14 protein-coding genes are annotated in these 12,275 nt (G+C 61.2%); 11 read left to right on the top strand and 3 right to left on the bottom strand.

Annotated elements, in window-relative coordinates:
• Positions 1–219: 219 nt before the first annotated feature.
• Positions 220–753: a methylated-DNA--[protein]-cysteine S-methyltransferase gene (locus FHT29_RS31000; protein WP_047561178.1), complete on the bottom strand. Its 534-nt coding sequence runs from the start codon at positions 751–753 to the stop codon at positions 220–222.
• Positions 754–985: 232 nt separating this feature from the next.
• Here FHT29_RS31000 and FHT29_RS30995 point away from each other — a divergent pair, with 232 nt between their 5' ends.
• Positions 986–1,321 carry a DUF6665 family protein gene (locus tag FHT29_RS30995; protein ID WP_047561180.1) on the top strand — a complete coding sequence of 112 codons (336 nt, stop codon included), beginning with the start codon at positions 986–988 and terminating at the stop codon, positions 1,319–1,321.
• Between the two features lie 104 nt (positions 1,322–1,425).
• Here FHT29_RS30995 and FHT29_RS30990 read toward each other — a convergent pair whose 3' ends face one another.
• Positions 1,426–2,628, bottom strand: a complete 1,203-nt coding sequence (locus tag FHT29_RS30990; RefSeq protein WP_037199327.1) for an ROK family transcriptional regulator — start codon at positions 2,626–2,628, stop codon at positions 1,426–1,428.
• 229 nt (positions 2,629–2,857) lie between these two features.
• Between FHT29_RS30990 and FHT29_RS30985 the strand changes: the two genes are divergently transcribed.
• The 6 genes from FHT29_RS30985 to ugpC all read left to right on the top strand — a co-directional run bounded on the left by FHT29_RS30985 (position 2,858) and on the right by ugpC (position 8,908).
• A complete protein-coding gene (locus FHT29_RS30985) occupies positions 2,858–4,096 on the top strand; it encodes an extracellular solute-binding protein (RefSeq protein ID WP_037199328.1) in 1,239 nt (412 codons plus the stop codon).
• 72 nt (positions 4,097–4,168) lie between these two features.
• Complete coding sequence (locus FHT29_RS30980; RefSeq protein ID WP_037199329.1) at positions 4,169–5,053, top strand: sugar ABC transporter permease; 885 nt, start codon at positions 4,169–4,171, stop codon at positions 5,051–5,053.
• The gene (locus FHT29_RS30975; RefSeq protein ID WP_112442450.1) at positions 5,053–5,898 is read left to right on the top strand and encodes a carbohydrate ABC transporter permease; all 846 of its coding nucleotides are present in this window, start codon (positions 5,053–5,055) and stop codon (positions 5,896–5,898) included. The genes FHT29_RS30980 and FHT29_RS30975 overlap by 1 nt, the downstream gene beginning before the upstream one ends.
• Positions 5,895–6,917 carry an SIS domain-containing protein gene (locus tag FHT29_RS30970; protein WP_168600908.1) on the top strand — a complete coding sequence of 341 codons (1,023 nt, stop codon included), beginning with the start codon at positions 5,895–5,897 and terminating at the stop codon, positions 6,915–6,917. Before FHT29_RS30975 ends, FHT29_RS30970 begins: the two co-directional genes overlap by 4 nt.
• Positions 6,918–7,847, top strand: a complete 930-nt coding sequence (locus FHT29_RS30965) for a PfkB family carbohydrate kinase (RefSeq protein WP_168600907.1) — start codon at positions 6,918–6,920, stop codon at positions 7,845–7,847.
• A complete protein-coding gene (ugpC, locus tag FHT29_RS30960; protein ID WP_168600906.1) occupies positions 7,844–8,908 on the top strand; it encodes a sn-glycerol-3-phosphate ABC transporter ATP-binding protein UgpC in 1,065 nt (354 codons plus the stop codon). The genes FHT29_RS30965 and ugpC overlap by 4 nt, the downstream gene beginning before the upstream one ends.
• A gap of 275 nt (positions 8,909–9,183) precedes the next feature.
• Here the strand turns inward: ugpC and FHT29_RS30955 are convergent, their stop codons facing one another.
• Positions 9,184–9,342, bottom strand: coding sequence for a hypothetical protein (locus FHT29_RS30955; RefSeq protein WP_168600905.1), 159 nt, complete (start codon positions 9,340–9,342; stop codon positions 9,184–9,186).
• Between the two features lie 474 nt (positions 9,343–9,816).
• Between FHT29_RS30955 and FHT29_RS30950 the strand changes: the two genes are divergently transcribed.
• The 4 genes from FHT29_RS30950 to FHT29_RS30940 all read left to right on the top strand — a co-directional run bounded on the left by FHT29_RS30950 (position 9,817) and on the right by FHT29_RS30940 (position 11,918).
• A complete protein-coding gene (locus FHT29_RS30950; RefSeq protein WP_051964039.1) occupies positions 9,817–10,038 on the top strand; it encodes a hypothetical protein in 222 nt (73 codons plus the stop codon).
• 457 nt (positions 10,039–10,495) lie between these two features.
• On the top strand, positions 10,496–10,837 hold the full coding sequence (locus FHT29_RS34795; RefSeq protein WP_246703188.1) for a PAS domain-containing protein: 342 nt from the start codon (positions 10,496–10,498) through the stop codon (positions 10,835–10,837).
• Positions 10,838–10,882: 45 nt separating this feature from the next.
• The gene (locus FHT29_RS34790) at positions 10,883–11,548 is read left to right on the top strand and encodes a sensor histidine kinase (RefSeq protein ID WP_348644912.1); all 666 of its coding nucleotides are present in this window, start codon (positions 10,883–10,885) and stop codon (positions 11,546–11,548) included.
• On the top strand, positions 11,541–11,918 hold the full coding sequence (locus FHT29_RS30940) for a response regulator (protein WP_037199340.1): 378 nt from the start codon (positions 11,541–11,543) through the stop codon (positions 11,916–11,918). The genes FHT29_RS34790 and FHT29_RS30940 overlap by 8 nt, the downstream gene beginning before the upstream one ends.
• Positions 11,919–12,275: the final 357 nt, after the last annotated feature.

Here is a 12,275-nt window from a genome sequence, read left to right as displayed (position 1 = left end):
ATGCCAGTGACGCAATCCCTGGCCCGAAGGGTCGGATGAGGGGGCTCATCGCCGTACCCCATCAGTACTCTTGCTCCTGACATCCCCCTCATCCGCCTGTCGGCACCTTCTCCCTTTGGGGAGAAGGGGTTACCCGGCAACGATCTCTTCCCATATGCAATCGCCCTGCCGAAACCAGACAGGCTCTTTGCATCTTATGCCGACGATGATCGCCAACGGTCAGCCGGCGAAATCGAAGGCTTTCGTCCCGGCCCCCTCCAGCCGCAGCAGATAAGCCTTGCGCTCGAGGCCGCCGGCAAATCCTCTGAGCTCACCCGCCGATCCGATAACCCGATGGCATGGCGCGATGATCGAGATCGGGTTGCGGCCATTGGCGGCACCAACTGCACGGATCGCTTTCAGCGCCCCGATCTCGGCAGCAATCTGGGTGTAGGTGCGCGTCTCGCCGAAGGGAATGGCCAGCAGCGCCCGCCATACCTTCCGCTGAAACTCGGTTCCCGAAAAATCGAGCGGGAGATCGAAAGCCTGCCGTTCGCCGGCGAAATACTCGCGGAGTTGTCGCTCGGCCTCCAGCACGACGGGATGGCTGTCGTCCTTGGCGACGATCGGCAGCTGCACGCGATTGGGCCGGTCATTATCCCATAGAATGGCCGCAAGCCCGTCATCGCTGGCAACAAGCTTCAGCGCGCCGACGGGCGAAGCCATGATCCTGTAGACATAATGCTTGCCGGCATTTCGCGTGGATGTGGTCATGCCGATATCCTTCCTTCGAATCGTGCCGCAAGGCGGCAGTCGATCTCCTTGTCGTCATGACATGAGACCCAAAATATAAGGTTCCAGCCACCCGAAAAACGTCTTCGCGGGCCGAAATCCAATACTTCCGCATTCCACGCCTTCGATCGAAATACCGACGTCGCGGTTTGGAAATTGGATCGAAATTGTGTAAAACCGAGGCAAGATTGGTCACCTGCATGCGGAGTCAGAGATGACGGTTCGCCCGCCGCGCAATTTCAATCCATCCAATATGAACGAGACCGGCCTCGGGATTCTCGAATATGAGATGATGTCGGAGCGCGCCAGCTCGCTCGGCCGCCATGGGATGAAGGTGGAGGCAGCACTCGCCGCGCTGCAGGAGGGCGAGGCCAAGGGCAAGGATGGCGTCGAACACGAGCGGCTGATCGATGCGGCCGCGCAAGCCGTCTGGGCCATGTTCATTCATCGCGAGATCTGCGGCCTGCGCAACAGCCGCGACGTCATCCAGCGCTATGGCATTCCGAACAAGGTGCTTGCGCGCCTCGGCGCGAGCCCGCGCCACACATAGAGCAGTCAAGCGGTTTCACGAAACCGCTTGACTGCTCTATGTCTTTGTTTTTGCGCGGTTGCGGAAGGAAAGCCGCTGCACATTTCCTGCAATCGCTCTAAACTTCAGGATTTCAGGATCGCCGAGAAGCGCGGATCGAAGGCATGGCCGATCGGCTCGGCGGCCGCGCCGCGCGCCACGGCCCAGGGGTCGGTCATGCCGAGCTGCAGGCGCGGCAACAGCCGGTCGGCGCGATCGGCATTGGAGGGCAACAGCGGCTGCATGGCGTCGATCAGCCGCGTCGCAAGGGCTGCAGGCGCGCCTCCGCACAGAATCACGGTCTGCGGATCAAAGATAGTCTCGATGAGATGCACGCTCCAGCGCAGGTCGATCGCCGCCTTTTCGATCCAGGCGAGAATCTCCGGATCGTCGGCGGCAGCGCGCCTGTCGATCAGCGAATAGATGTCCGGCGCCATCGGATCGACGCCCAGATGCTCGTAGAGCGAGGCCAGCGATGCGCGATGTTCAAGCTGGGTCAGCCTGCCGCCGGCCGTGAGCAGCGCCATACCGATTTCGCCGGCATTGCCATGGGCGCCGCTATAAAGATCGCCACCGAGGATCAGGCCGGCTCCAATACCGTAGCCGACATAGAGGCAGACGGCATGATCGAGCCCATGCGCGGCGCCGACCATGCGTTCGGCGGTCGCGCAGGCGGCGGCGTCGTTCTGCAGGGTGACGTTGAGGCCGGTGCCGGCGGAAAGCGTTTCCAATAGCGGAAAGCGCTGCCAGGCGCCCATCATCCAGGGATTGTCGTCCCCATCCTGCTCAATGCCGAACGGACCCGGCATCGCGACGCCGAGCCCGACGAGGCGCTTCTCCGCCTGTGCGGCACGCAGCTTGAGCTCGGTGCGAACCTCCTGCACGAGCTGCAGCACCACGGGGGTGCCCGTGGCCGGTCCGCCGACCGGCAGGTTCGCCTCCTTGCCGATCAGCACATTGCCGACCAGATCGACAGCGATGGCGCGGGTGATGTGACGATCGATCTGCAGGCCGATCGCAAAGGCGCCTTCCGGCACGAGCCCATAGGGCGTCGAGGGTTGCCCCCTGCCGCGGCGCACCGTTTCCCTTGAGATCACCAACCCGTCGATTTCCAGCTCCTCCATGATGTTGGAGACCGTCTGTTTCGTCAGGCGGGTGGCACGTGCCAGATCGGCGCGGGAGAGGGCACCATTGAGCCGCAAGGCGTCGATGATCACCCGCCGGTTATGGGCACTGGTGCCTTCGTGGTTCGTTCCGCTCGTGGCCCTGATCGGGCGAACATCGTTCATGTGCATTTGCCTCTTGACACCAATAGAATATTGAAGAACAAATAAGTCAAGACAATTGACTTAAAAGAAACCACAGAGTTTCATGAGGGAACGCAGGGGAGCCTCAAGGCTCCGAAGACGCTCCGATCGAGGTTCGGCAGCCTGGCCGGCTGCCCGTTCGACACCTGACGGCGACATTTCAGCCGCCGTTGGAAAATCGCGTGACTGTCAAAAAAAACTGGAGGCTGGAATGTTGAAATCATTGAACAAGACACTGCTCGGCGCAGCGCTGATCGGCGTATCCTTCGCGTCGCACGCCTTTGCCGAAACGACGCTGAACGCCCTCTTCATGGCGCAGGCCGCCTATAGCGAAGCCGATGTGCGCGCCATGACGGACGCCTTCACCAAGGCCAATCCGGACATCAAGGTCAATCTCGAATTCGTCCCTTATGAGGGCCTGCATGACAAGACCGTGCTGGCGCAAGGCTCGGGCGGCGGCTACGACGTCGTGCTGTTCGACGTCATCTGGCCCGCCGAATACGCGACCAACAAGGTTCTGGTCGATGTTTCCTCGCGTATCCCTGACGATACGAAGAAGGGCGTGCTGCCGGGCGCATGGACCACAGTCCAATACGACAGCAAATATTACGGCATGCCCTGGATTCTTGACACCAAGTACCTGTTCTACAACAAGGAAATCCTGGAAAAGGCTGGCATTAAGACGCCGCCGAAGACCTGGGACGAGCTGACCGAACAGGCCAAGATCATCAAGGACAAGGGCCTTCTGGCCACGCCAATCGCCTGGAGCTGGTCGCAGGCCGAAGCCGCGATCTGTGACTACACCACGCTTGTCAGCGCCTATAAAGGCGACTTCCTCAAGGACGGCAAGCCGGACTTCCAGAACGGCGGCGGCCTCGATGCCCTGAAATACATGGTATCCAGCTACAAATCCGGCCTCACCAATCCGAATTCCAAGGAATTCCTCGAAGAGGACGTCCGCAAGGTCTTCGAAAATGGCGACGCAGCCTTCGCACTGAACTGGACCTACATGTACAACATGGCGAACGATCCGAAAGACAGCAAGGTTGCCGGCAAGGTCGGCGTCGTGCCGGCACCGGGCGTCGCCGGCAAGAGCGAGGCTTCGGCGGTCAACGGCTCCATGGGCCTCGGCATCACCACCGCCAGCAAGCATCCGGACGAAGCCTGGAAGTTCATCACCTTCATGACCTCGCAGGCAACGCAGAACCAGTATGCCAAGCTCAGCCTGCCGATCTGGGCCTCGTCCTACAGCGATCCGGCTGTCACCAAGGGCCAGGAAGACCTGATCGCCGCCGCAAAGGTCGGGCTTGCGGCCATGTATCCGCGTCCGACGACACCGAAGTATCAGGAACTGTCGACAGCACTGCAGCAGGCGATCCAGGAATCGCTGCTCGGCCAGTCTTCGCCGGAAGATGCGCTGAAGTCTGCTGCCCAGAACAGCGGTCTCTGATAGTCTTACCGGGCGGCGCCTATCGCCGCCCGCCTCTCGATCCTCCATGAAGAATGAAAGAAGGGGCCCGTCATGTCCGGCACCTCAATGACAACTCGCGCCTGGTTTTTGATGTTGCCGCTGCTGGTGGTGATGGTCGCCGTCATCGGCTGGCCGCTCGTCGATACCGTCGGCCTTTCTTTCACGGATGCAAAGCTTGTCGGCACCGGCGGCAATTTCGTCGGCATCGACAATTATGCGAAGATGCTGGCGAACTCCAATTTCCAGCGCACCTTGATCACCACGGCCTGGTTTGCGATCGTATCCGTTGCCGCCGAAATGGTGCTCGGCGTGCTTGCCGCGCTGCTCCTGAACCAGGAATTCAAGGGCCGAGGCGTGCTGCGCGCGCTGATGATCCTGCCCTGGGCACTGCCGACCGTCGTCAACGCCACGCTGTGGCGGCTGATCTACAATCCGGAATATGGCGCGCTGAACGCAGCCCTTACCCAGCTTGGCCTGATCGACGCCTACCGCTCCTGGCTCGGCGAACCGGGCACGGCGCTGACGGCGCTGATCGTCGCCGATTGCTGGAAGAACTTTCCACTGGTGGCGCTCATCGCGCTTGCCGCCCTGCAGGCCGTGCCGCGCGATATCACCGCCGCCTCGCTGGTCGACGGCGCCGGCCCCTTCAAGCGCTTCCGCTTCGTCATCCTTCCCTATCTTGTCGGGCCATTGATGGTGGCGCTGGTGCTGCGCACCATCGAGGCTTTCAAGGTCTTCGATATCATCTGGGTGATGACACGCGGCGGCCCGGCAAACAGCACGCGTACGCTATCGATCCTCGTCTATCAGGAAGCCTTCTCCTTCCAGCGGGCGGGGTCGGGCGCATCGCTTGCCCTCATCGTCACGCTGCTGGTGACGGTGCTTGCCGCGGCCTATGCCGCCCTTGTCCGCAAAACCGCGGGGAGTGCGACCTGATGGAACGCAAGAGCCCGCTCTTCACCTGCTTCATTTATGTCTGCGCCATCCTGCTCGCCGTCGTCATCCTGGCGCCGATTGCCTGGCTCTTCATCATGAGCATTTCGCCGGCTGCCGATCTTGCCGCCAAGCCCTTGCGCTGGTGGCCGCAGACGGCTGACTTCTCGCGCTACTGGGTGCTGCTTTCGACGCTGGAAAACAGCGAGGGAGCCGCCTTTACCTCGTCGCTGCGCAACAGCATCGAGGTTGCCGGCATGGCGACGATCGCAGCGATCGCGCTGGCGATCCCCGCTGGCTGGGCCGTGTCGCGCACGCCGTCCGTGGGATGGTCGCTCTCGATGGTCATCGCCACCTACATGCTGCCGCCCGTCGCACTTGCCGTGCCGCTCTATATGGGTCTTGCCTATCTCGGCCTGCTCAACAACGTCTTCGGTCTGGCACTTGTCTACCTGACGATCCTCGCGCCTTTTACGACCTGGCTGATGAAATCCGGCTTCGATTCCATTCCGAAGGAGATCGAGGCCGCCGCGATGATCGATGGCGCCGGTCTGTTCCAGACGCTGAAGATCATCACGCTGCCGCTTGCCATGCCTGTGATGGCGACCTCGGCGCTCTTCGCCTTCCTGCTTGCCTGGGATGAATTCTTCTATGCGCTGCTCTTCACCTCCGACCAGCGCGCAAAGACCCTCACCGTCGCCATCGCCGATCTGGCCGGCGGCCGTGTCTCGGATTACGGACTGATCGCGACTGCCGGCGTGCTGGCCGCCCTGCCACCGGTGCTGATCGGTCTTGTCATGCAACGTGCCCTGATCTCCGGGCTGACCAGCGGCGGCGTCAAGGGATGAACATGACCACAGAGAAAACACGCCCCGCCGGGCTTGCCGCGATCGATCGCGAAATGGCCCGCCAACATGCCGATGCGATTGCCTCCTTCGAGGCCGCTGCCGAGATGGCTGCCAAGGCGGCAGCCTCGCTGAAGCGCACCGGCAAGCTGCTGCTGCTTGGCATGGGCGGCTCCCACGCCGTCAACCGCGCCGTCGAGACGCTCTACCGTGCTGCCGGCATCGATGCGATCGCGCTACCGCTCTCCGAACAGCTCGGCCAGCCGCTGTCGCTCGAGGACCGGACGATCTTCGTGACGTCGCAGTCCGGCGAAAGCGCCGAAGTGCTGCGCTGGTTCGACGAGACGGGCGGCAATGCCGACACATTCGGCCTGACGCTGGAGGGCAGCTCCTTCCTCGCGAGGACCGCTCCCTCGCTGGTGGGCGCCGGCGGCACCGAGCTTGCCTTTGCGGCAACGCGCAGCCTCACCGTGACCTTCGCGCTGCATCTGGCGATCTTCACCGCGCTTGGGCAGGATCCCGCGAGCGCACTGGCGGTACTACAGGCACCGCAGACGCTCGATATCTCGCCGGCGCTTGCTGCCCTTGCCGATGTCGCCACCATCGTTACCTCAGGCCGCCGCCTGCAGGGCGTTGCCGAGGCGCTTGCACTTGGCCTCACCGAACTGTCGCGCCGCCCCTGCTTTTCGCTCGAGGGCGGCCAGTTGCGGCATGGGCCGATGGAAATGCTCGGCCCATCGATCGGCGTCGTGCTTTTCCGTGGCAACGACGCGACCGCCAGCCTGGTGACGGCCATGGCTGTTTCCACCGTCGAGACGGGGGCGCCTGTGATCATCTTCGACGGTTCGCAGGAAGAACCGGTCCCCGGTTGCATCACGCTCCGTTTCAAGCCGGAAAGCGGCCTTGCCGCCATCTTCCAGATGCTGCCTGTGGCGCAGGCGCTGATGATCGCGTTTGCCGATGCCCGGGTCGAGAATGCCGGCACGCCGCTGCGCTCCACCAAGATCACCCGGAGCGAATGAATGAAGCCACTAGCAGTCATCGGCAACGTCAACATCGACCTGATCCTCGGGCCGGCCGAGCCTTGGCCCAAGGCCGGCACGGAGATCATCGTCGACCATGACGAGCTGCGCGTCGGCGGGCAGGCGGGCAATACCGCACTCGCCTGGGAGGGCCTCGGCATCGATTACAAGATCGCTGCCAATGTCGGCAGCGACCAGTTTGGACGCTGGCTCAGTGAAGCATTCGGCACCCGCAGCAGCAAGTGGCCGGTGCGTCCCGAAGGCACGACTCTATCCGTGGGCATCACCCATCCGGACGGCGAGCGCACTTTTTTCACGACACGCGGCCACCTGCCACGGCTCACATTTGCCGACGTGCATGCCGTGCTCGACGGGACGAAACTTTCCGGCGGCTATGCGCTGCTGTGTGGCGCCTTCCTTACCGACGACCTGACACGCGACTACGAAGCGCTGTTCGACTGGGCGGATAGACACCGGATCACGGTTGCGCTCGACACGGGCTGGCCGCTTGACGGCTGGACCGAGAAGAATTGCAATTCGACGCGGCATTGGCTCTCCCGTTGCGGCGTCGCGCTGATGAACGAAGTCGAAACGACGACGCTTGCCGGCGTGGACGATCCGGTTCAGGCCGCGAGTGCGCTTCGTTCGCACATGCCTGATGGAGCCATCGTCGTTGTCAAGCGCGGCCCCGAGGGCGCCATTGCCATCGGGGCCGATGGCAGCTTGGTTTCGGTCGCCGCGCCGCGTGTCACCGTCGTCGATACGATCGGTGCCGGCGATGTCTTCAACGCGGGTTTCCTGGCCGCCCTTGCCCGAGGCGAGCCGCTTGCAGCCAGCATTTCGGCCGGGACTGCGGTCGCTTCCCGTGCCATTTCCACTCTGCCGCGCAGCTACGGCCCGGCCAAAGCATCCGAGGAGGCCGTTCGATGAGCGCGCTTGAAATCCAGAACATCCGCAAGAGCTATGGCGATGTCGAGACGCTGAAAGGCATCGACATATCGCTTGAAAGCGGCGAGTTCCTGGTGCTGCTCGGCTCGTCCGGCTGCGGCAAGTCCACGCTGCTCAACATCATCGCCGGGCTGGCGGAAGCAACCAGCGGCGATATCCGCATCGGCAACCGCTCGGTGCTCGGCGTGCATCCGAAGGATCGCGACATCGCCATGGTGTTTCAGTCCTATGCGCTCTATCCGAACCTCTCGGTCCACCGCAACATCGGCTTCGGCCTGGAGATGCGCAAGGTGCCGGCGGCCGAGCGCGACAAGGCGGTACGCGAGGCGGCGAAGCTGCTGCAGATCGAACCGCTGCTCGAGCGCAAGCCGAGCCAGCTTTCCGGCGGCCAGCGCCAGCGGGTGGCGATCGGCCGGGCGCTGGTGCGCAAGCCGGAGGTCTTCCTGTTCGACGAGCCGCTGTCGAACCTCGACGCCAAGCTGCGCATGGAGATGCGCACCGAGCTGAAGCGTCTTCACCAGATACTGAAGACCACTGTCGTCTACGTGACCCACGACCAGATCGAGGCGATGACGCTTGCAACCCGCATCGCCGTGATGCGGGATGGTCGGATCGAGCAGCTTGGCACGCCGGACGAGATCTACAATCACCCGGCAACGCTCTATGTCGCGACCTTCGTCGGCGCGCCGCCGATGAACCTGCTGAACGCGACCGCCGAGGCTGGTTCCCTGCGCATCGACGGCACCTCGATCACGCTGCCCATGCCTGCGACGAAGGACGGGGTCAAACAGGGACAGGAACTGGTCGTCGGCATACGGCCGGAAACGATGCGTCTGGACGAGCGGGGCAAGCTGGAGGCCATTTGCGAAGTCGCGGAGCTGACGGGTCCCGAACTGATCGTGACCGCGCAAGCCGGTTCGCAGCGGCTCATGGCCTGCCTGCCCCCGCGCACTGCGGTTGCCGCAGGGCAGACGCTGAAGCTCGGTTTCGACGCCAACGCGCTGCACCTCTTCGACCGCCCCACCGGTCGCCGCTGCGAATGATTTCGCGGCCATCCCGCAGGCGCGCGTCGAGACGATACCGCAAGGCCGATCGGCAGCCGGCTTCTCTCCGATGCGGCGCATATTGCCACGCTTGCCGAACAGTTGCTCGAACTACGGCGCCTGGATGTCATCGGCAGGAATGTCTCGTGCGTCGATCTGGTGGAATTCTGCCGGAACGTCGCCGCCGACACGATGCCTCTCGCCAGTACGCAGGGATACGAATTGTCGCTGAGACAGGTGTCGACCGTCTGGCCATCTAGGGTGATGCCGGCGCACTACAGCGCGTCATCGTCAATACCCGTCCAGAATGCGATCGAGCACAGAGGCGGCAAGGGAAATATCACCATCAAGATCGACAGACGCGCGATCATCGAAGCCTCGCGCCGCAGACGGTCATCCGCCGCGATGAGCCGTCCCACTCCAATTCCGACCATTGGACACACTTCGCACAGTCAAGACGTTCGGTCTCAAATCTGAGGTCTTTCGTCTTTCGCCTGTCCTATTATGGCCAGGTATGGAGGGTGGAATTTGGGATCTCCGCCAGCCTTCTATAAGTATTCTCCAATATTTCTGCTACCGGAACCTTTGCTCCAGCAAAGAGTTTTCCTGTATGGAGGAAATTTACATGAACACTAATTCGAATAAACCAAATCTAGATCTCAGAACCACGCCATATGCACGCCGCTCTTCTTGGGGGCCGCCGATCGCTATATTGGCGGTTGTTGCTGTCGCAGCGCTGGCGTGGAACTTTTGGCCTTATGCAAACTCGTCTTACACGAGCGCGAAGGAGTCTAGAATTCCGGCTGCCCAGAGGACCACGATACAGCCATCGGGAGCCTCAATGCCGCCTGCGACGGCGCCTGCTCAGCAATAGAGAAGGCCCACCCGCAAGAGAGAAGGATAGACCCATGGCAAAGCATGATGAATCGCCGCTGTTGAGCGCAACGGATGCGAAGCAGGCTGACAAACGCGATACCAGCGCCTATGGGCGTGGCTCAAAAGCCGGCAAACAGAAGAACCCGGCAGAAGGCAACCCCTATCCCGAAGGCAGCCGCGCTGCCAAGTCGTTTGAACACGGACAACTGGACGCTCAAAAAGTCAGATGCAGCGACAAGCCGCCGGGACGATAGGTGCTCGCAAAGTGGCTCAAGTTTCGAACATCGCCATTTTTGGCTTCGCACGACTTGATGGCATATCGGCGGACATATGTTGCCGCAATATCACCGATCGCGGCGGAACCTGACCGGCCGATTTCGCCGATATATCAACAAATATGCCGTCGAATTGAACCAAATTCGGTTCTGAACGTTAAGTTTAGTTGGAGTGCCATCACGAACAACGCACCGTGCAGTCAAGCGCGATGGAGATGATCGGGCGCTCCCCAGGAGACTTACATGGATACCACCACACTTCTCATCATCGTTATTGTCGTTCTGCTGATCGGCGGCGGCGGCTGGTTCGGCCGGGGTCGTTGGTACTAAGGAAGCCCTTGCGGCGCGGATAAATGTTCGCTGGTCGCGAAGCTTCCTAGAGTATACAATAATATCGACTGGCCGCGGCCCGCCAAACCAGGGATAAGGCCGGCAGATGCCAGATATAATCGCCAAATCTGATGGTCAGAAAATCGCCGAAGCCGAGGTCGACGACTTCCGGAGGGAGCTCGGTCCTTTCGTCGTCGCCGCTGAAACGACACGAATGGCGATGGTTTTTACGGATGCGAAAGAATCCGACAATCCCATCATTTTCGCCAACAACGCCTTTCTCGACTTGACCGGCTATACTCGGGAAGAGGTACTCGGACAGAGCTTCAACTTTCTAATGGCGCGCGGCACGGATCCCGATTCGCTCGCGCGCATCGACGCCGCATTCGCGGGCACGACCGGCGGTTCGGAAATTTCCTATCGTCGCAAGGATGGCAGCGTGTTTTAGTCGGCGGTCCTTATCAGCCCGGTTCGAGACGAAAGCGGCGTTATCGTGCAGCACTTCGCCTCTTTTGTCGACCTTACCGATCATAAGCGGGAACAGGCCCAGTCTCGCATGCTCATCGACGAATTGAACCATCGCGTCAAAAATACGCTGGCGACGGTACAGTCGATTGTCTGGCAAGCCCTGAGGAATGCGTCCGACGTCAATGTAATCCGGGATTCCATCGAGCCACGGCTCTTTGCCCTGTCGCGGTCTCATGACCTATTGACCCGGAAAAGTTGGGAGGGTGCGGGGCTGCTCGATCTGGTCAACGCGGCTCTGGAGCCGTTTGGGATTGGAAACGGGCGCTCAGAGCACTTTGTCATCACGGGCCGGAATATCCGCGTCTCACCGAAGGTTACCCTTGCGCTCGGTATCGCGTTCCACGAGCTCGCGACCAATGCCGTGAAATACGGCGCGTTTTCCAACAAGACCGGATCGGTACTGATCTCGTGGACGATTGAGCCGTCGCTGGAAGGCGACTGGCTTCATTTACGCTGGCAGGAGAAGGATGGGCCGTCGGTGACATACCCATCACGGAAAGGGTTCGGCTCGCGCGTGATCGAGCGCGGCCTGGCTCATGAACTGGAGGGCACGGTTGATCTCGACTACCGGAGTGAGGGCATCGTCTGCACGATCAACTTTCCTGCATCGAACGGTGTTCGTGATGGATAAATTGCTTTCCGGTCGGCGCGTGCTCGTTGTCGAGGATGAAATGCTGATCCTCATCATGATTGAAGACATGCTGGCAGACCTGGGATGTGCGGCCGTGACCAGCGCCGCCACGGTCAATCAGGCCATCGCCCTGATTGAATCTCAAAATTTCGATGTCGCCATGCTGGATATGAACTTGAACGGCGAAATGACTTACCTCGTGGCCGATGCGCTCGCTACGCATGGTGTGCCGTTCGCCTTCTCAACCGGCTACAGCAGTGACGACATTCGGGATGGTTATCGCGACCGGCCGGTTCTGAAGAAGCCGTTTATGGACAAGGAACTGGCCGAGGTCTTTACGCACCTTCTGCGCCGCGCCGCGCTCTTGTGACACTCATATCTGTCAATTAATTGGTTTATGGTTGAACTGGTTTTGGGTTCAAGCTTATCGACGATTATTGCTGGGAAGGTTCGAGTTGATTGTCGGCTGGCTCTTTGCTTGAGCGCGGCTCATTCTTCATGCTGCTCGGGTTGCGAGCTATGGCATGTCAGCTATTGAGGACGCCGTGGCCCATGTGGGAGGTGAGGTAGGGCGCTGCTTGAGGTGGCCGCCCTGCTGGGTAGGCGCTCCGGCAAGTCCCTGAACGCCGAAACGGCTTTGAAGTATATGCATTTGGGTGATTTGGTTGCGGGGGCAGGATTTGAACCTGCGGCCTTCAGGTTATGAGCCTGACGAGCTACCGGGCTG

The organism is Rhizobium sp. SG741 (assembly GCF_012275435.1).
GTDB lineage: Bacteria > Pseudomonadota > Alphaproteobacteria > Rhizobiales > Rhizobiaceae > Rhizobium > Rhizobium lusitanum.
The sequence above is the reverse complement of the archived record's forward strand: the minus strand, read 5'-3'. Positions and strand labels throughout refer to the sequence as shown.